The following is a 17,232-nucleotide window of genomic DNA, read 5'->3' as shown; positions in this document are numbered from 1 at the left end:
TCGGCTCAGCCGCCGGGGCGCTCCGCCCGCTCGGCGAGCATCCGCTCGGTCGCGGCCCGGACCTCGTCGACGCCGATCTCCTCGACGCCGTCGGCGGTCACCGTGATCAGGTTCGGGAAGATCGCGCGGGTGAGGTCGGGCCCCGCGGTGGCGGTGTCGTCGTCGGCGGCGTCCCACAGCGCGTTGACCGCGAGCGCGATCGCGCCGGCCCGGTCGACGCCCGGGTCGTGCCGCTTCTTCAGCGACGCCTCGGCGAACTGCGAGCCGGACCCGATGCCGACGTAGCCGGACCGGGCGCGCTTGACGCTGCCGGTCGGGTCGTAGGTGACGATGCGGGCCGGGTCGGGGTCGGTCGGGTCGTAGCCGACGAACAGCGGCAGCGCGACGAAGCCCTGCATCGCCGCGCCCAGGTTCTCCCGCACGATGCTCGACAGCCTGCGGATCTTGCCGTCCTGGCTGATCGGGGCGCCCTCGATCTTCTCGTACTGCTCCACCTCGGCCGCGAACATCGTCAGCATCTGCAACGCGTGACCGACCGACCCGGCGAACCCGGCGGCGGAGGTGTCGTCGATGCCGGCGACCTTCACCAGGTCCTTCTGCGCGATCAGGTTGCCGGAGGTCGCTCGCCGGTCGCCGGCCAGCAGCACCCCGTCGGCCCAGGTCAGCGCGATGATCGTGGTGCCGTGCGGGACGTCCATGTCGGCGGGGACCCGCTGGGCGGGGTCACGCGGGAGACGCGAGGGCAGCAGCTCGGGGGCGTGCGCACGCAGCTGCTCGAGGAACGAGGGTCCGGTCATGAGGGGGAGCGGGCTCCTTCGCACTGCGGGACGGGGTCGGGGTCCGATCCTTCCTGTCCGCGCCGCCCCGGCCCACCCGCGGTGCAGTGGCACACTCGCGACGGTGAGCGCACGGAGCCGGGCCGAGTCCTTCTGCACACGCCACGGGCTGCGGGTCCCGGTCCTGGAGGCCCCGATGGCCGGGGCCTGCCCGCCGGAGCTGGCGGCCGCGGTGGCCGCGGCGGGCGGTATGGGTGCGGCGGGCGTCGTCAACGACACCCCGGAGGCGATCGCCGACTGGGCCGCCCGCTTCCGCGTCCTCGCCGGGACCGCTCCGTTCCAGCTCAACCTGTGGATCCCCGACCCGCCCACCGACGACGACGTGGGCCTCCAGACCGCCTATCTCGACTCCCTGGGCGGTGCGCCGGCTCCGCCCGGCGGCCCCGGACCGGCGTTCTCCGACCAGCTCGCCGCCGTCCTGGCGGCCCGGCCGGCCGTCGTCTCGACGATCATGGGGCTGCTCACGGCCGAGCAGGTCGCCGCGGTGCACGGTGCGGGCTGCGCCTGGTTCGCGACGGTCACGACCCGCGCCGAGGCCCTCGCGGCGGAGCGGGCGGGGGCCGACGCCGTCGTCGCGCAGGGGATGGAGGCGGGCGGGCACCGTGGCACCACCGATCCCGCCGACGCCGAGGCGGTCTCGGTCGGGCTGCTCGCGCTCGTCCCGTGGGTGGCCGACGCCGTCGATGTCCCGGTGGTCGCCGCCGGGGCGATCGGCGACGGCCGGGCCCTGGCCGCCGCGCTCACCCTCGGCGCGAGCGCGGTGCAGGTGGGGACGGCACTGCTGCGCAGTCCCGAGGCCGGGATCGACGACGGCTGGTCCGCCCGGCTCGACGGCCTGGACCCCACCGGTACGACGACCACCCGCGCCTACACCGGCCGGCTGGCCCGCGGCATCGCCACCGACTTCGTCCGGGCCTGGACCGTGCCGGGCGCCCCGGCGCCGGCGCCCTACCCCCACCAGCGACGCCTGGTGGCCCGCTACCGCGCGGGTGAGCCCGGCGCGGTCGACCGGGTGAACCACTGGGCGGGCCAGGCCGCCGGACGCGCGACGACCGACCCCGCGTCCGAGGTGGTCGCCCGGCTGTGGCGCGAGGCGGACCCGCTGCTGCCGTGAGCCCGGCTCAGTCGCGGAAGGGGTCGACCATGTCGTCGAACTCGCCCTTCTTGGCGCCGTCGACGAACGCGGAGATCTCGGCCGGGGTGTAGACGAGGACCGGGCCCTCGGGGTCGCGGGCGTTGCGGACGGCGACCTGGCCGTCGTCGAGGACGGCGAACTCCACGTTCTGCCCCTCGGCGGCCCCGCCGGCCGGGCGACGCCACGTCACCGGGCCGAGATCTGCTGCGCGCGTGCCGTTCGAGTGGGACATGGGGGACCTCCGGATGTGTCCGCGGCGTCCGTTTGACTGCGGAGAGTGTCGAAAGACTGTGGAAGGGATCTTGCATCCGCAAGTGTGATCCGTGACGATGGAACAACTGACACGCTGAGGGGGCCAGAGAAATGCGCCGGTCGACGCACGGATCTGCCGTCGTGTGGGCGTCGTCGTGACCGCCGGACGGACGAACGACGCCGGCTGCCCCGATGTCCTGACGCTGACGTCGGTTCTCGACGGTCGTGCACACAAGGTGACCGACGCAGAACTCTGTGCGCCGCACTCGGTGCGGACCGGCCGCTACGCGGCGCTGTGCGGCCACCTGGTGTCCCCGGCCCCGCTGATCGACGTCGCCGGGGTGCCGTGCGGCCGCTGCGGACAGCTCGACCCGACGCCCCCGGCGGACGAGGCACCGCGGCGGCGCCCCGCCCGCCGGCGCGGCTGGGGTCTGCGCCGGTTGCTGCCGGCCTGAGCCTGCGGCGCCGGCGCGGGAGTCGTCAGCGGGCGAGCCGCTCGGGGTCGGTCTGCTCGTGGCGGCGCAGCGGTCCCCGGCTGCGCCGCTCCAGGTAGCGGCGGCCCGAACGGATCAGCTTGGTCAGGGTGTTGGGGCCGCGGCGGCGCTCGACGGCGTCGCCGATCTTGCCCAGGAGCCAGGCCAGCAGCGGTGCACCGACCGCCAGCAGCAGCCACACGCGCAGGTGCCGGGAGAGCAGGGCCCACATATCCGGACCGTCCTTTCACTGGAGGGGCGACGGAGGCGCCGTCGCGAACGCGCCGACAGTAGTGCGGCCCGCCCGGGTCCGCCCGCTGCACGGTGACGGCCCGTGACCGACCCGCCACAGGATCGTTGTACGACGCGAGGGTGGGTCCGGCTGCCCCCGGCCGGGCGCCCGCTTCTGCGAGGAGGTACGCCCGTGTTCGCTCCGGGTTCCAGCGGCGTGGTCGTCGCCGTCGCGTTGGTCGTCGTGGTCGCCGTGCTGGTCAGCCCGGCGGGACGCCGCGCCGCGGTGGCCGCGCTCGGTTCGGTCGGGCGCTGGCCGGCGTTGATCCGCGCCGAGATGCGTGGTGACGCGCCGCTGGCCGACGGGCGTGCCGACTCCGTCGACACCGTCGACTCCCTCGGCACCGTGGACGACCGGCACGACGACACCACGCCCGAGATGCCGGCGGTGCGTGCCGAACCGCTGCCGGTGACGTCGACGTTCCCGCAGGTGAGACTCCCGGGGCGGTGATCACCGCCCGTTGTGGGGGACAGGACTGACGCCGGACCCCCGGACGCGGTAAATTTTCTTTTACCAGCGGGAACCCCCGGCTCTCCCTCGGCGTTGCACACGTGTGAGGGCCTGCCAGAGGTGGGCCCCGCACACGTCCGTCGAGGAGGATCCAGGTGCGCTCCACGAGCAACCCGGCGTTCCGCAACCTGCCCACACAGCAGCAGGGCGGCTACGCCACGTTCGACCGCTCGGGTGGCGGCATGATGGGCGGGGGCGCCGCCATGGCCGGCTCCCAGCCGTCCTACGTCGACCCGACCCAGGCCACGCAGGAGACGGGTCGCCCGATCACGGTCGACGACGTCGTCCAGAAGACCGCGATCAGCGCGGGTCTCGCGCTGGTCGCCGGCATCCTGACCGTGATGTCGGGGCTCTACATCCTGGCCCTGCCGGCGTTCCTCGTCGGCCTGGTCGTCTCGCTGATCGTCATCTTCAAGCAGAAGCCCAGCGCCCCGCTGACACTGATCTACTCCGGCGCGATGGGGGTCGCCCTCGGCGGCATCACCGGGATGATGCAGCAGAGCCCGGCCCTGCAGGGGATCGGCATCCAGGCCGTCATCGGCACCGCCGGTGTCTTCTTCGGCATGCTGGTCGTCTACAAGACCGGTGCCGTCCGGGTCACGCCGCGCTTCACCAAGTGGATGATGGGCGCCCTGATCGGCGTCGTCGTCCTCATGCTGGCCAACCTGGTCGCGAGCTTCTTCATGGAGGGCGGCTTCGGCCTCCGTGACGGCGGCCCGCTGGCCATCCTGTTCAGCATCGTCGTGATCGGTGTGGCGGCGTTCAGCCTGCTGATGGACTTCGACGCCGCGGACAACGCGGTCAAGGCCGGTGTCCCGGCGAAGTACTCCTGGTACCTCGCCTTCGGCCTCATGACCACGATCGTCTGGCTCTACATCGAGATCCTGCGCCTGCTGAGCTACCTGCGCCAGGACTGACCGGTCACCCACGACCCGGCCCGTGAGGGCCGGGTGCGGCCGGAATCGCCCCCTCCGGTCGCGCGCGCCGCGGACACCTCCGGTGTCCGCGGCGTCGTCGTGTCGGGGGTGGTCGGGCGGAGCCGGGAGCCGTAGCGTCGGTGCCGTGCCCGGGAACGACCCGGTCGTCACCGGGATCACCGTCTTCCTGGCCATCGCCTTCGGCCCCGTGGTGCTGGTGGGACTGCTGGTGCATCTGTCCCGGCTGGCGCGCCGGGCCGCCGCGCGGCGAGGCCGTCCGACGCCGCGCCCGATCGGGCCGCCACTGGAACGGCTCGTCGCCGACCTGCGCCGGCTCGACCGGCTGCGCCGCGGGCCCCGGCAGGCCACCCGGGTCCGGCGGCTGGCGCTGCTGGCCGCGTACGACGACGTGCTGCTCGACGTCTGCCGGGCCGTCGGCGTCGAGGACCCGCCGCTGCGCGCCCACGTCGAGGCGGGTGGCACCCAGGGCGCGCTCGACGCCGACCGGGAGTTCGCCCGGTTGCGGACCGAGGCCGCGATCGAGATCACGGGTGTGCGCATCGACCCGCCCGGCCACGCGGCCTGACCTCGTCGCGCGGACGGGCCGGCCCGCGCGGGTCGGGCCGGCCCGTCCTGAGGACGCCGTGGGATCAGGCGAGGTTCTCGATCACCAGCGCCATGCCCTGGCCGCCGCCGACGCACATCGTCTCCAGCCCGTAGCGGCCGCCGGTGCTGCGCAGACCGTTCATCAGGGTCGTGGTGATCCGGGCGCCGGTCATGCCGAACGGGTGGCCCAGCGCGATCGCGCCGCCGTGCACGTTCAGCTTCGCCTCGTCGATGCCGAGGTCGCGCGCACTGGGCAGGACCTGGGCGGCGAACGCCTCGTTGATCTCGACGAGGTCGATGTCGTCGATCGTGAGTCCCGCGCGCCGCAGTGCCTGCTGCGACGCCTCGACCGGGCCGTAGCCCATGATCTCCGGCGAGAGCCCGGTGACGCCGGTGGACACGACCCGTGCGAGCGGGGTGACCCCGAGCTGCTCGGCCTTGGTGTCGGACATGATCACCAGGGCGGCGGCGCCGTCGTTGAGCGGACAGGCGTTGCCCGCGGTGATCCGCCCGTCCGGACGGAAGACCGGCTTGAGCTGCGAGATCTTGTCGTAGGTGGTGCCCGGACGCGGGCCGTCGTCGGTGTCGACGACCGTGCCGTCGGGCAGCGTCACCGGGGTGATCTCACGGGCGAAGAATCCGTCGGCGATGGCCTGCTCGGCGCGGTTCTGCGACTGCACCGCGAAGCGGTCCATGTCCTCGCGGGACACGTCCTTGTACCGGGCCAGGTTCTCCGCCGTCTGCCCCATCGCGATGTAGGCGTCGGGCAGCAGGTTCTGGTCGCGGGGGTCGGTCCAGGTCTCGGCGCCCTTCTCCGCGGTCTCGGCGGTACGGGCCTCCGCGTCGGCGAACAGCGGGTTGTGCGTGTCCGGCCAGGAGTCCGACGTGCCGCGGGAGAAGCGCGAGACGGTCTCGACGCCGGCGGAGACGAAGACGTCGCCCTCGCCCGCCTTGATCGCGTGCAGCGCCATCCGGGTCGTCTGCAGCGACGACGAGCAGTACCGGGTGATGGTGGTGCCGGGCAGCGAGTCGTAGCCGAGCTGGATCGCGACGATCCGGGCCAGGTTGTTGCCCTGCTCGCCGCCGGGCAGGCCGCAGCCGAGCATCAGGTCGTCGATCTCGGCCGGGTCCAGCTGCGGGACCTGGCCGAGGGCGGCGCGGATCATCTGCACGGTCAGGTCGTCCGGGCGCATCCCGGCGAGGGAGCCCTTGTTGGCGCGGCCGATCGGGGACCGGGCCGCGGCGACGATCACGGCTTCGGGCATGGGACGTCCTCCTCCATCGCAGGTACCACTCCCATCGACCCTACTTGCCGGTAACCGATGATCGGGAGACGGCGTGACGAAACCGTCAGGGGTGCGCGGCATGCTCTCGTCCATGACGACGTGGGGAGACTTCCGGCGGGCCGAGCCCGCGTTCGCCGAGCTGTCCGAGCGGATCCTGCGGCGGGGGATCGCGCTCGTGATCGCGACGCTGCGGGCCGACGGGTCACCGCGCGTCTCCGGGATCGAGGTGGTGCTGGACGACGCGGCCGGTGACACCGAGCTCTCCTTCGGATCGATGCCGGGCGCCCGGAAGGGCTCCGACCTGCGGCGGGACCCGCGGTTCGCGCTGCACGCCGCGCCTGCCGACCAGTCTGGCGGGGATCTCGGCGACGGTGACCTGAAGGTGTCGGGCCGGGCGGTGCTGCAGGGCCCGCTCTCCGGGCCGGTCACCGGCGACGCGTTCCGCGTCGACCTGACCGAGGTCGTCTGGACCGGGCTGAACGACGCGCGGAACCGTCTCGTGGTCCGGTGGTGGACCCCGGCAGGCGGGATGCACGAGGTCTCGCGCGAGTGAACGGTGCGAGGATGCATGCATGCGTTACGTCGAGCACGTCGTCGACCTGGTCGGGAACACGCCCCTCGTCCGGCTGGGAGCGACGGCGGAGGGCATCGCCCCGCCGGTCCTGGCCAAGGTCGAGTACCTGAACCCCGGTGGATCGGTGAAGGACCGCATCGCCCTGCGGATGGTCGAGGCCGCCGAGGCCTCCGGTGAGCTGCGTCCCGGCGGCACGATCGTCGAGCCGACCTCGGGCAACACCGGCGTGGGGCTGGCGATGGTCGCCCAGCGCAAGGGCTACCACTGCGTGTTCGTGTGCCCGGACAAGGTCGGGGAGGACAAGCGCAACGTCCTCAAGGCCTACGGCGCCGAGGTCGTGGTGTGCCCGACGGCTGTCGAGCCGGACCACCCGGACTCCTACTACCAGACCTCCGACCGCCTGGTCCGCGAGATCGAGGGCGCCTGGAAGCCCAACCAGTACGCGAACCCGGCCAACCCGGAGTCGCACTACCACTCGACGGGCCCGGAGATCTGGGAGCAGACCGAGGGCCGGATCACGCACTTCGTGGCGGGGATCGGCACCGGCGGCACCATCTCGGGCATCGGGCGGTACCTCAAGGAGAAGTCGAACGGCGCCGTGCGGATCATCGGTGCCGACCCGGAGGGCTCGGTCTACTCCGGCGGGACCGGCCGTCCCTACCTGGTCGAGGGCGTCGGCGAGGACTTCTGGCCGACCACCTACGACCGCGACGTCTGCGACGAGATCGTCGCCGTCTCCGACGGCGACTCCTTCGAGATGACCCGCCGTCTCGCCCGCGAGGAGGCGCTGCTCGTCGGCGGTTCCTGCGGGATGGCGACCGTCGCCGCGCTGCGGGTGGCCGCGACGCTGCCCGCGGACGCGGTGGTCGTCGTGCTGCTGCCCGACGGCGGCCGCGGCTACCTCGGCAAGGTCTTCAACGACCGCTGGATGGCCAGCTACGGCTTCCTCCCCCCGTCGCAGGGCACGACCATCGGCGACGTGCTGCGGCGCAAGGACGGCGCACTGCCCTCGCTGGTGCACGCCCACCCCAATGAGACCGTCGCCGACGCCGCGCTCTACCTGCGCGAGTTCGGCGTCTCCCAGATGCCGGTGGTCAAGGCGGAGCCGCCGGTCATGGCGGCCGAGGTCGCCGGCTCGGTCAGCGAACGCGACCTGCTCGACGCGCTGTTCACCGGGCGGGCCAAGCTCTCGGACCGGCTCGAGGACCACATGTCCCCGCCGCTGCCGACCCTCGGCGCCGGCGAGTCGGTGCAGGACGCGATGGAGGCCTTCGCCAAGGCCGACGCCGCGCTGGTCCTGGAGGACGGCAAGCCAGCGGGCGTCGTCACCCGTTCCGACGTGATTGCCTTCCTCGGCGGCAACGCCTGATCCGGCCCGCACGGGCGCCGGGAGTAGCCTCGGCGCCCATGCAGGGCTTCTCCACGCGCGCGATCCACGCCGGCCAGGTCCCGGACCCGACGACCGGCGCAGTGACGACGTCGATCCACACCAGCTCGACCTACGCCCAGGACGGCGTCGGCGGGACCCGCGGGGGGTACGAGTACTCCCGCAGCGCCAACCCGACCAGGACCGTGCTGCAGGACCAGCTCGCCGCCCTGGAGGGCGGCCGGCACGCGCACGCGTTCGGCTCCGGGATGGGGGCGACGGACACGCTGCTGCGGATCCTGCTGGGGCCCGGTGACCACCTGGTCATCCCGCACGACGCCTACGGCGGCACCTTCCGCCTGGTCGACAAGGTGCTGTCCGGGTTCGGTGTCGAGCACACCCCGGTCGACCTCGCCGACCACGACGCCCTGCGCGCGGCGTTGCGCCCCACGACGAAGGTCGTGTGGTGCGAGACCCCGACCAACCCGCTGCTCGGCATCGCCGACATCGCGGCGCTGGCCGGGGTGGCGCACGAGGTGGGCGCGCGGCTCGTCGTCGACAACACCTTCGCCTCGCCCTACCTGCAGACGCCGCTGGCGCTGGGCGCCGACGTCGTCGTGCACTCCACGACCAAGTACGTCGGCGGCCACTCCGACGTCGTCGGCGGCGCGCTGGTCACCGACGACGACGCGCTGTCCGAGCAGATCGCGTTCGTCCAGAACTCCACCGGCTCGGTGCCCGGCCCGTTCGACGCCTGGCTGACCCTGCGCGGCGCGAAGACCCTCGCGGTGCGCATGGAGCGCCACTGCGACAACGCCGAGCGCGTCGCGGAGATGCTCTCCGCGCACCCCGCGGTGGCCTCGGTGCTCTACCCGGGCCTGCCCGAGCACCCCGGCCACGAGGTCGCGGCCAAGCAGATGCGTCGGTTCGGCGGGATGGTGTCGTTCCTCGCTGCGGGCGGGCGCGACGCGGCGCTGCGGATCTGCGCGGGCACCCGGCTGTTCACCCTCGCCGAGTCGCTCGGCGGGGTCGAGTCGCTGATCGAGCACCCGGGCGAGATGACCCACGCCTCGACCGCGGGCTCGATGCTCGAGGTGCCGGACTCGCTGGTCCGGCTCTCGGTCGGCATCGAGGACGCCGACGACCTGCTCGACGACCTGCGGTCCGCGCTCGACGCGGTCCGGTAGCGCCGCACGGGCTCAGCTGCGCGACTGCTCCGGCGACGGCGCGGGGGGCTGGACCACCGGCGGAGGCGGAACGACCAGGTCACCCGGGTCCACGCAGCCACCGACCAGCGACCACGTGCCGTCGCCGCGGGCCTCGTAGCGGCCCGGGTCGGCGCAGCCCGCGTCGTGCACGGTCGCCACCGCGAGCGCCGCCAGTCCGGCGGCCAGCAGCAGCGGTGCCGTCGTGCGCAGACGCGTCATTCCCGAGTCCCTCCCGACACCGGGCGCGCAGGGGACGTCACGCCCGGTGAGACACCGGCGAGGTTACCCGGGGCGGTGCGAGACTGCCGGTATGGCCGCCCCCGTCATCCCCCCGGTCACCGCCGACGACGTGCTCTCCGCCCGCGAACTGCTGTCCGGCGTCGTGCGCACCACGCCCGTCGCCGGTGCCCGTGCCCTGTCCGACCTGACCGGCTCCCGGGTCGGTCTGAAGTGCGAGAACCTGCAGCGCACCGGGTCGTTCAAGATCCGCGGCGCCTACACGCGCATCGCCCGCCTCTCCGACGACGAGCGCGCGGGCGGTGTCGTCGCGGCGTCGGCAGGCAACCACGCCCAGGGCGTCGCGCTCGCCGCGCGGCTGCTGGGCGTGCGCGCCACCGTGTACATGCCCGAGCGGGCGGCGCTGCCCAAGGTCGACGCGACCCGCGGCTACGGCGCCGAGGTCGTGCTCACCGGCCGCACCGTCGACGAGGCCGTCACGGCCGCCACCGAGGCCGCCGAGCGGTCGGGCGCGGTGTTCGTGCACCCCTTCGACCACCCCGACATCATCGCCGGGCAGGGCACCGTCGGCTGCGAGATCCTCGACCAGGTCCCCGACGCCGGCACGGTGCTGATCTCCGCGGGCGGTGGTGGGCTGCTCGGTGGGACCGCCGCGGTCCTGCGCGCCGCGCGGCCGGACATCCGGATCGTCGGGGTGCAGGCCGCGGGTGCCGCGGCCTGGCCGTCGTCGCTCGCGGCGGGGGCTCCGATGCCGGTCGGCGGGATGCGCACGATGGCCGACGGGATCGCCGTCGGCCGCCCGGGTGACGTCACGTTCGCCCAGGTCAGTGCCCTGATAGACGAGATGGTCACGGTGTCGGAGGACGCGTTGTCCGCGGCGCTGCTGCACTGTCTGGAACGGGCGAAGATGCTCGTCGAGCCTGCCGGGGCCGCGTCCGTCGCCGCGCTGATGGAGCACCCCGACCGGTGGCCGGGGCCGGTCGTGTGCGTGCTGTCCGGCGGCAACGTCGACCCGCTCGTGCTGCTGCAGGTCATCCGGCACGGCCTGGTCGCCTCGTCCCGCTACCTCACCCTGCACCTGCGGATGCCCGACCGGCCCGGCGCGCTCGCCGAGCTGCTGGCCCGGGTCGGGCGGCTCGGGGCCAACGTCACCGACGTCGCGCACTCGCGGATCAGGGGTGCGCTCGCGGTCGGGGAGGTCGACGTCGAGCTCAGCGTGGAGACGCGTGGGCCCGAGCACCGCGACGCCATCGTCGCCGACCTGCGCGAGGCAGGGCACGCGGTCGCCACGCCGTGACCCGCCCGGACACGCGAACGGGCCCGGCCGACCGGCCGGGCCCGTTCCGCGGGTGGGTGTGGATCAGCCGGTGAAGGCCTCCACCGACACCAGCGTCACCTTCATGGTCCCGCCGTCGGGCAGCTGGTACTCGCGGGTGTCACCCGGCTTCGCACCGAGCAGCGCCGCGCCGAGCGGGGAGTGCGGCGAGATGACCTGCAGGTCGCCGTGGCTGCCCTCCTCGCGGGAGCCGAGCAGGACCCGCTCGGCCTCGTCGTCGTCCTCGTAGCGGATCTCGAGCACGGTGCCGGGGGAGGCCTCGTCGGAGCTGGACGGCGCGGTGCCGACCTGGGCGGTGCGCAGCAGCTCCTGCAGCTGACGGATCCGGGCCTCCTGCTGGCCCTGCTCCTCGCGGGCGGCGTGGTAGCCGCCGTTCTCCTTCAGGTCACCCTCCTCGCGGCGGGCGTTGATCTCCGCGGCGATGACGGGCCGGTTCTCGATCAACCCGTCCAGCTCGGCCTTCAGCCGGTCGTAGGCGTCCTGGGTCAGCCAGGTGGCCTGGGTGTCCGTCACCGTCATCAACTCCTCCAGGAAAGCAGGACGTGTCGCCGCCGGGACGCCTGGCGCCCGGCGGGCACACGGGGGTGGCGGCTCCGAGCAGCACGCCCCGAGTAAGGAAAAACACGACCCGCCTGCGGGTCGTGTGGGGCTCACCTTACCACGGAGCGTGCCGCTCGTCGCAGCCTTTCGGTGAACGGGTGCGGGTCCCGGATAGTTCCCGCGGGAGGAGTATTCGCAGGTAGTGGGGTCGACGACGGCAGGGCCGCCGTACCGTCCCCACCGGCGGCAACCGCCCGTCGCAGACGGGTCCACCGGCGGGAACAGATGGCGCCGGCGACGGCGTTGCGGATTCCGGTGCCCGTGCTCGGCGCGGTTCCTGTCGGTCCTCTCTGCCAGGATCGTCCCTGAGCACGCCTCGCCGCCCGCCGCCGGCAGACCACCGGCGCGGGACCCGAGTCCGGTGACCGTGGAGGAACCCGCCCCGATGGCTACGCAGTACACCCCGTCCGCCCCGCGCCCGGTCCAGCTGCCGGCGCCCGGCGAGCGTCCCCGGCTGATGACGGTGCACGCCCACCCCGATGACGAGTCCTCGAAGGGCGCGGCGACCACCGCCCGGTACGTCGACGAGGGGCACGAGGTCATGGTCGTGACCTGCACCGGTGGCGAGCGGGGCAGCATCCTGAACCCCGCGATGGAACGGCCGGACGTCCTGGAGAACATGACCGCGGTCCGCAGGGACGAGATGGCCCGTGCCGCCGAGATCCTCGGCGTGCAGCACGTCTGGCTCGGCTTCGTCGACTCCGGCCTGCCCGAGGGCGACCCGAAGCCCCCGCTGCCCGAGGGCTGCTTCGCCCTGGGTGACGTCGAGGAGCAGACCGCGGCACTGGTGAAGGTCATCCGCGAGTTCCGCCCGCACGTCCTCGTCACCTACGACGAGAACGGCGGCTACCCGCACCCGGACCACATCCGCACCCACGTGATCTCGATGGCCGCGTGGGAGGCCGCCGGCGACCCGGCGCGTTTCCCGGAGGCGGGCGCCCCGTGGCAGCCGCTGAAGCTCTACTACGGCCACGGCTTCTCCAAGGCCCGGCTGGAGGCCTTCCACAACGCGATCGTCGAGTCCGGCCAGGAGTCGCCGTACGCGGAGTGGCTGGAGAACTGGACCAGCGACCGGCCCGACCCCGGCACCCGGGTGACCACCAGGGTCCCGTGCTCGGACTGGTTCGGCCGGCGGGACGACGCGCTGCGCGCGCACGCCACCCAGATCGACCCGAACAGCAGGTTCTTCTTCACCCCGCTCGAGGTGCAGGCCCGGGTCTGGCCCACCGAGGACTACGAGCTGGTCCACTCCCTGGTCGACACCGAGATCCCGGAGGACGACCTGTTCGCCGGCATCCCCGTCGAGGTCGGCGGGGAGCGCCGCCGCGCCGGCTGAGGGCGCGGGCCCCGCGGGTAGCCTGGCCACCGGACCGTCCCGCAGCTCCGGGACGGTGCCGGTGACCCGGGAACCGGAGTACGGAGGCGCGTGGCGGTGCAGGTCGAGAACGTGACGGCTGTGGTGAACCAGGTCGTGATGGGCCTGCTCGTCCCGATGCAGGACCGTCCCCCGCCCCCCGGGCAGCTGCCGGAGTTCGGCAACGCGGCGCCGGCCGGGCTGGCGATCGTGCTGCTCCTGCTGCTCGCGACGGTCTTCCTCATCCGCAACATGAGCAAGCGCATCACCCGCCTCCCGGAGTCCTTCGACGGCGAGGGGACCGCCGAGGGCGGATCCGACCCGGCCGCGACCGACCGGGGCGAGCCCGGACCGGCCCGCTCCTGAGTCGCCGACCCGCGGGAGCGCGGGTCAGCGCAGCAGGACCAGCCAGATCGCGACGTGGTGGCACGCCCAGGCCAGGACCGTCGCGGCGTGGAAGAACTCGTGGTAACCGAACGTCGCGGGCCACGGGTCGGGCCGTCGTAGCGCGTACATGACCGCGCCGACGGTGTAGAGCGCCCCGCCGGCGAGCAGCAGGACGAGTGCGGCGACCCCGCCTCCGGCCAGCAGCCCGGGCAGCACGAACACCGCGACCCACCCGAGCGCGATGTAGATCGGCACCCCCACCCAGGCCGGCGCGGTCGGCCAGGCGAGCTTGAGTGCGACCCCGGCGAGTGCCCCGCCCCAGACGACGGCGAGCACCCAGGTGGCGGTCGCCGCGGGGAGCGCCAGCACCGAGACCGGCGTGTAGGTGCCCGCGATGAACAGGAAGATCATCGAGTGGTCGAGGCGCTTCATCAGCCGTCGCCGGGCCGGGTCGGCCCAGGTGTGCCGGTGGTACAGCGCGCTGATCCCGAACAGGCCGAACGTGGTCAGCGTGTAGACGGCCGTGGCCACGGCCGCGGAGGTCCCGACGAGTGCCCCCGCGACGCTGATCAGTGCGGCGCACGCGAAGACGGAACCGACGAGGCTCCACAGGTGCAGCCAGCCCCGCATACGGGGCTTGAGCGGGACGGACGGGGCGATGCTCACGCGCCCCGACGTTACGGGCCGAGACGGCGGGGGTCCCGTCCGGCGGACGAACGCCACACGCGGGACTAGGCTCCGTGTACGTGGCCCTCCGAGACCTGCTCTACACGGTGTACGAGCGCAGGATCCTGCGTCAGATCGCCGGGGCCGAGCGGCCCAGGCACGTCGCGCTCATTCTCGACGGCAACCGCCGCTGGGCGCGGGAGGCCGGCCTGGTCGACCCCGCGGAGGGGCACCGCGCCGGCGCGGCCAAGATCGCGGAGATGCTCGGCTGGTGCTCCGAGGCCGGCGTCGAGGTCGTCACGGTGTTCCTGCTGTCCACCGACAACCTGGACACCCGCTCCCCGGAGGAGCTCAAGGACCTCCTGGAGATCATCGCCGGGGTCGTCGACGACCTTTCCGGCCCGGACACGCCGTGGCGGCTGCGGGTGGTCGGCGCGATGGAGCTGCTGCCGAGCAGCCTGGCCGACCGGCTGACCGCGGCGGTCGCCCGTACCAGCGACCGCGGGGGCATCCAGCTGAACGTCGCCGTCGGCTACGGCGGCCGGCAGGAGATCGCGGACGCCGTCCGCAAGATGCTGCTGACCCAGGCGGAGGCGGGACGGACGATCGAGGAGCTCGCGGAGTCGCTCGACGTCGACCACATCGCGGAGCACCTCTACACCTCCGGTCAGCCCGACCCGGACCTCGTCATCCGGACCAGCGGTGAGCAACGTCTGTCGGGGTTCCTGCTGTGGCAGTCGGCCCATTCGGAGTTCTGGTTCTGCGAGGCCTACTGGCCCGAGTTCCGCCGCGTCGACTTCCTGCGCGCCCTGCGCGACTTCGGCGCGCGACACCGACGTTTCGGCGGATGAACTCGGATCGACCGTGCTCACCCGCGAACGCGAGCGGGCTCAGCGCACCGCCCTGCTCCGGCTCGGCTTGTTCCACCTGTCGGGCGTGTCCGGTGTCCGGCGTGCGGCGTGCGTGGCCCGGTGTCCGGCACGTCCGGCACCGTCGTGCGCTCGGGAGCGTGTCGGGAGGAGGACGGCCGCCGCATGTACGGAGCGTGATCACGCCACTGGTGAATCGGATCGGTATCGGTGGCCTCGACACGACGGAGTGAACACGGCCGCGCGGACGCGGTGAACGGTGACCCGGCGGAATTCCGGTCACTCCGGCGGGTGTCCGGGGGTGACACACGAGAATGCCTCGGAGCAGAAGCTCCGGGGCATTCTCAGATCTGCGAGGAGATCAGCCGATCGAGTCGCCGGCGCCGGCCTCCTGGCCGCAGTTGTCGGACTGGTCGGTGACCGAGTCGCCGGACTTCGCCTTGGCGTCGCCCAGGATGCCCAGGGCACCGGTGAGGCCGTTGAGGGCGGAGGCGTCCTCGACCGGGACCTGCACGCCCAGCACGTTGACCGGGATGTTGTTGTTGCAGGCCTGGATCGGCACGTTGAGGTTGTTGCCGTTCAGGCCGGCGATGAGGCCCTTGGCGTCCTTGTCGATGACGTTCTCGGCACCGTGGTGGCCGCCCTTGTGGCCGTGGTCGCCGTCCTTGTCGCCGGCGAAGGCGAGCGGGGACAGGGCGAGCAGGGACGCGGCGGAGGCCGCAACCACGATTCCAGCCTTCTTCAGCACAGTTTTCTCCTGTTGAGTCTCGAGTCCGCCCGAAGCCGGTCTCACGCGTGCCGGCACGCTGACGAGGGGGAGCCCGTACCGACTGCCTGAAAAGCTACCGGTGTTATTCCGACGAAACAAATCTCGTGACCCTATCGAGGTACACTTTCACTGACGGTTCCGATACTCCCCAAATAGGTTGTTCTGGCCCCGCGCGTCTGAGCCGTCGCCGTCCGCGGATTGTGCACCCTGCGTGGCCGGATACGTCCGAACGGACGCGTTACCGGCCGCCCTCGCGGTCGTTCGGTTCCGGGCCGCCTACGCTCCGGGGGTGGACCTGCTGCACGCGACGGCGGAGCTCGCGTCGCGGCTGGACCGGCTGCGGCCGGGGGTGCTGGACGGGCCGCCGCCGTACCCGTCGATCGCCCGGCGGGTGGCCGCGGAGCCGCTCCAGGACCCGGCGGCCCTGGTCGTCACGGCCGGACGGCTGCGTGCGGAGGTCGCGGCCGCGGAACTCCCGGCCGGCCGTCGCCGGTACCTCGAGGCGCTGCTGGTCGCGCTGCGGTGCCGGGCCCGGCTGCTCGCCGGCGACGACGTCGGCTACCTCGAGCAGGTCCGCGACCTGTTCGGGGTGGTCCCGCGCCGCAGCGAGCCGGACGAGCTGTACGAGGCGCACCGCAGGCTGGCAGCGGTGCTGCCCGGGCGCGGACCGCTGGCCGCCCGGATGCGGGACCACCGGGCCGCCGACGTCGTCCCCGCCGACCGGCTGGCCGACGCGGTCGCCGCCGTCGTCGCGGAGCTGCGCGGCCGCACCCGCGACACGCTGGGGCTCCCGGCCGGCGAGCACGCCGACGTCGGCCTCGTCGGCGCGCGTCCCTGGACGGCGTTCACCCGCTACCGCGGCGGGCTGCACAGCCGGGTCTCGGTCGCGACGACCGGCCGGGTGCGCGCCGGGTCGCTGCTGCCGTTGCTCGCCCACGAGGTCTACCCCGGCCACCACCTGCAGTACTGCCGGGCCGAGATCGCGTCGGCGCGGCACCCGGAGCTGGCGCTGCGACTGGTCCACAGCCCGCAGGGGCTCGTCGCGGAGGGTGCGGCGGAGGCCGCCGTCGACGTGGTGCCCGGCCCCGGCTGGGGCCCGGTCGCCGAACGTGTCCTCGCGGGCGTCGGCGTGCACCTCGACGGCCCGGCCGCCGAGCGGATCGAACGGGAGCTGGACCTGCTCGGCCGGGTCCGGCTCGACGCCGCACTCATGCGCCACGTCGACGGCGCCGGCCCCGCCGCGGTGCTCGCCCACCTGGCCCGATGGTTGCTGGTCGACGACGACCGGGCGCGGCGGATGCTCGACTTCCTCGACCATCCCCAGTGGCGCACCTACCCGGTCACCTACGCCGAGGGCGGCCCGCTCGTGCGCGCCCGGCTCGCCGCGGCCCCGGACGGTCCGGCCGCTGCGCTGGCGGCCCTGCTCGACACCCCGGTCCTGCCGTCGGATCTGGTCACCGACGGTGGCAGCGGACGCGGTCCGGATCGAGTCGGACCACCCCCGGCAGCGGTCGGATTGCTCCGTACGCCGGTCCCTGACTGAGCCGAACGGCTCGCAG

The 17,232-nt window shown here is 73.4% G+C and carries 21 protein-coding genes; 13 read left to right on the top strand and 8 right to left on the bottom strand.

Going from position 1 to position 17,232, the window contains the following annotated elements:
* Positions 1-5: 5 nt before the first annotated feature.
* On the bottom strand, positions 6-797 hold the full coding sequence (gene prcB / locus KPL59_RS31735; RefSeq protein WP_226363020.1) for a proteasome subunit beta: 792 nt from the start codon (positions 795-797) through the stop codon (positions 6-8).
* A gap of 103 nt (positions 798-900) precedes the next feature.
* Between prcB and KPL59_RS31730 the strand changes: the two genes are divergently transcribed.
* A complete protein-coding gene (locus KPL59_RS31730) occupies positions 901-1,950 on the top strand; it encodes a nitronate monooxygenase family protein (RefSeq protein ID WP_226363019.1) in 1,050 nt (349 codons plus the stop codon).
* A gap of 7 nt (positions 1,951-1,957) precedes the next feature.
* On the opposite strand, the gene KPL59_RS31725 is transcribed toward KPL59_RS31730, so the two are convergent.
* A complete protein-coding gene (locus tag KPL59_RS31725; protein ID WP_060713255.1) occupies positions 1,958-2,203 on the bottom strand; it encodes a DUF397 domain-containing protein in 246 nt (81 codons plus the stop codon).
* A gap of 256 nt (positions 2,204-2,459) precedes the next feature.
* Between KPL59_RS31725 and KPL59_RS31720 the strand changes: the two genes are divergently transcribed.
* Positions 2,460-2,678 carry a hypothetical protein gene (locus KPL59_RS31720; protein WP_226352458.1) on the top strand — a complete coding sequence of 73 codons (219 nt, stop codon included), beginning with the start codon at positions 2,460-2,462 and terminating at the stop codon, positions 2,676-2,678.
* Positions 2,679-2,703: 25 nt separating this feature from the next.
* On the opposite strand, the gene KPL59_RS31715 is transcribed toward KPL59_RS31720, so the two are convergent.
* A complete protein-coding gene (locus KPL59_RS31715; RefSeq protein WP_020621950.1) occupies positions 2,704-2,928 on the bottom strand; it encodes a hypothetical protein in 225 nt (74 codons plus the stop codon).
* Between the two features lie 192 nt (positions 2,929-3,120).
* Between KPL59_RS31715 and KPL59_RS31710 the strand changes: the two genes are divergently transcribed.
* From KPL59_RS31710 to KPL59_RS31700, 3 genes are all read left to right on the top strand, one after another.
* Positions 3,121-3,438, top strand: a complete 318-nt coding sequence (locus KPL59_RS31710; RefSeq protein WP_226363018.1) for a hypothetical protein — start codon at positions 3,121-3,123, stop codon at positions 3,436-3,438.
* Positions 3,439-3,593: 155 nt separating this feature from the next.
* The gene (locus KPL59_RS31705) at positions 3,594-4,415 is read left to right on the top strand and encodes a Bax inhibitor-1/YccA family protein (protein ID WP_226363017.1); all 822 of its coding nucleotides are present in this window, start codon (positions 3,594-3,596) and stop codon (positions 4,413-4,415) included.
* 145 nt (positions 4,416-4,560) lie between these two features.
* The gene (locus KPL59_RS31700) at positions 4,561-5,001 is read left to right on the top strand and encodes a hypothetical protein (RefSeq protein ID WP_226363016.1); all 441 of its coding nucleotides are present in this window, start codon (positions 4,561-4,563) and stop codon (positions 4,999-5,001) included.
* Between the two features lie 64 nt (positions 5,002-5,065).
* Here the strand turns inward: KPL59_RS31700 and KPL59_RS31695 are convergent, their stop codons facing one another.
* Positions 5,066-6,286: an acetyl-CoA C-acetyltransferase gene (locus tag KPL59_RS31695; RefSeq protein ID WP_226363015.1), complete on the bottom strand. Its 1,221-nt coding sequence runs from the start codon at positions 6,284-6,286 to the stop codon at positions 5,066-5,068.
* A gap of 112 nt (positions 6,287-6,398) precedes the next feature.
* Between KPL59_RS31695 and KPL59_RS31690 the strand changes: the two genes are divergently transcribed.
* From KPL59_RS31690 to KPL59_RS31680, 3 genes are read left to right on the top strand one after another with little or no spacing between them, the layout of a single operon-like run.
* Positions 6,399-6,860: a pyridoxamine 5'-phosphate oxidase family protein gene (locus KPL59_RS31690; protein ID WP_043276228.1), complete on the top strand. Its 462-nt coding sequence runs from the start codon at positions 6,399-6,401 to the stop codon at positions 6,858-6,860.
* 19 nt (positions 6,861-6,879) lie between these two features.
* Entirely contained in the window at positions 6,880-8,250 is a 1,371-nt protein-coding gene (locus KPL59_RS31685; protein WP_020621956.1) for a cystathionine beta-synthase, read from the top strand.
* Positions 8,251-8,288: 38 nt separating this feature from the next.
* A complete protein-coding gene (locus KPL59_RS31680) occupies positions 8,289-9,434 on the top strand; it encodes a cystathionine gamma-synthase (RefSeq protein WP_226363014.1) in 1,146 nt (381 codons plus the stop codon).
* Between the two features lie 12 nt (positions 9,435-9,446).
* Here KPL59_RS31680 and KPL59_RS31675 read toward each other — a convergent pair whose 3' ends face one another.
* The gene (locus tag KPL59_RS31675; RefSeq protein ID WP_020621958.1) at positions 9,447-9,674 is read right to left on the bottom strand and encodes a hypothetical protein; all 228 of its coding nucleotides are present in this window, start codon (positions 9,672-9,674) and stop codon (positions 9,447-9,449) included.
* A gap of 91 nt (positions 9,675-9,765) precedes the next feature.
* Here KPL59_RS31675 and ilvA point away from each other — a divergent pair, with 91 nt between their 5' ends.
* Positions 9,766-10,989 carry a threonine ammonia-lyase gene (gene ilvA, locus KPL59_RS31670; RefSeq protein ID WP_226363013.1) on the top strand — a complete coding sequence of 408 codons (1,224 nt, stop codon included), beginning with the start codon at positions 9,766-9,768 and terminating at the stop codon, positions 10,987-10,989.
* Positions 10,990-11,052: 63 nt separating this feature from the next.
* Here ilvA and greA read toward each other — a convergent pair whose 3' ends face one another.
* Entirely contained in the window at positions 11,053-11,541 is a 489-nt protein-coding gene (greA, locus tag KPL59_RS31665; RefSeq protein WP_170917035.1) for a transcription elongation factor GreA, read from the bottom strand.
* A 544-nt stretch (positions 11,542-12,085) separates the two neighbouring features.
* Here greA and mca point away from each other — a divergent pair.
* Complete coding sequence (mca, locus tag KPL59_RS31660; RefSeq protein ID WP_226363092.1) at positions 12,086-12,964, top strand: mycothiol conjugate amidase Mca; 879 nt, start codon at positions 12,086-12,088, stop codon at positions 12,962-12,964.
* A 90-nt stretch (positions 12,965-13,054) separates the two neighbouring features.
* Positions 13,055-13,348 carry a hypothetical protein gene (locus tag KPL59_RS31655; protein WP_226353685.1) on the top strand — a complete coding sequence of 98 codons (294 nt, stop codon included), beginning with the start codon at positions 13,055-13,057 and terminating at the stop codon, positions 13,346-13,348.
* Between the two features lie 24 nt (positions 13,349-13,372).
* Here the strand turns inward: KPL59_RS31655 and KPL59_RS31650 are convergent, their stop codons facing one another.
* Positions 13,373-13,999, bottom strand: a complete 627-nt coding sequence (locus KPL59_RS31650) for a hemolysin III family protein (RefSeq protein ID WP_075312370.1) — start codon at positions 13,997-13,999, stop codon at positions 13,373-13,375.
* A gap of 116 nt (positions 14,000-14,115) precedes the next feature.
* On the opposite strand from KPL59_RS31650, the gene KPL59_RS31645 reads away from it, so the two are divergent.
* Positions 14,116-14,886: an isoprenyl transferase gene (locus tag KPL59_RS31645; protein WP_060714866.1), complete on the top strand. Its 771-nt coding sequence runs from the start codon at positions 14,116-14,118 to the stop codon at positions 14,884-14,886.
* Between the two features lie 379 nt (positions 14,887-15,265).
* Here KPL59_RS31645 and KPL59_RS31640 read toward each other — a convergent pair whose 3' ends face one another.
* Positions 15,266-15,652, bottom strand: coding sequence for a hypothetical protein (locus KPL59_RS31640; RefSeq protein WP_020624483.1), 387 nt, complete (start codon positions 15,650-15,652; stop codon positions 15,266-15,268).
* A gap of 310 nt (positions 15,653-15,962) precedes the next feature.
* Here KPL59_RS31640 and KPL59_RS31635 point away from each other — a divergent pair, with 310 nt between their 5' ends.
* The gene (locus KPL59_RS31635) at positions 15,963-17,216 is read left to right on the top strand and encodes a DUF885 domain-containing protein (RefSeq protein ID WP_226363012.1); all 1,254 of its coding nucleotides are present in this window, start codon (positions 15,963-15,965) and stop codon (positions 17,214-17,216) included.
* Positions 17,217-17,232: the final 16 nt, after the last annotated feature.

The sequence above is a fragment of the Pseudonocardia sp. ICBG1142 genome (assembly GCF_020496255.1).
Taxonomy (GTDB): domain Bacteria; phylum Actinomycetota; class Actinomycetes; order Mycobacteriales; family Pseudonocardiaceae; genus Pseudonocardia.
This window is presented reverse-complemented; position numbering and strand designations above follow the sequence as displayed.

What these genes read in the sequence shown, in the direction of transcription:
- mca (WP_226363092.1), top strand. Translation starts at nt 12,086, where the DNA reads ATGACGGTGCACGCCCACCCCGATGACGAGTCCTCGAAGGGCGCGGCG.
- prcB (WP_226363020.1), bottom strand. Translation starts at nt 797, where the DNA reads ATGACCGGACCCTCGTTCCTCGAGCAGCTGCGTGCGCACGCCCCCGAG.
- KPL59_RS31725 (WP_060713255.1), bottom strand. Translation starts at nt 2,203, where the DNA reads ATGTCCCACTCGAACGGCACGCGCGCAGCAGATCTCGGCCCGGTGACG.
- KPL59_RS31680 (WP_226363014.1), top strand. Translation starts at nt 8,289, where the DNA reads ATGCAGGGCTTCTCCACGCGCGCGATCCACGCCGGCCAGGTCCCGGAC.
- ilvA (WP_226363013.1), top strand. Translation starts at nt 9,766, where the DNA reads ATGGCCGCCCCCGTCATCCCCCCGGTCACCGCCGACGACGTGCTCTCC.
- KPL59_RS31685 (WP_020621956.1), top strand. Translation starts at nt 6,880, where the DNA reads ATGCGTTACGTCGAGCACGTCGTCGACCTGGTCGGGAACACGCCCCTC.
- KPL59_RS31715 (WP_020621950.1), bottom strand. Translation starts at nt 2,928, where the DNA reads ATGTGGGCCCTGCTCTCCCGGCACCTGCGCGTGTGGCTGCTGCTGGCG.
- KPL59_RS31675 (WP_020621958.1), bottom strand. Translation starts at nt 9,674, where the DNA reads ATGACGCGTCTGCGCACGACGGCACCGCTGCTGCTGGCCGCCGGACTG.
- KPL59_RS31690 (WP_043276228.1), top strand. Translation starts at nt 6,399, where the DNA reads ATGACGACGTGGGGAGACTTCCGGCGGGCCGAGCCCGCGTTCGCCGAG.
- KPL59_RS31650 (WP_075312370.1), bottom strand. Translation starts at nt 13,999, where the DNA reads ATGCGGGGCTGGCTGCACCTGTGGAGCCTCGTCGGTTCCGTCTTCGCG.
- KPL59_RS31695 (WP_226363015.1), bottom strand. Translation starts at nt 6,286, where the DNA reads ATGCCCGAAGCCGTGATCGTCGCCGCGGCCCGGTCCCCGATCGGCCGC.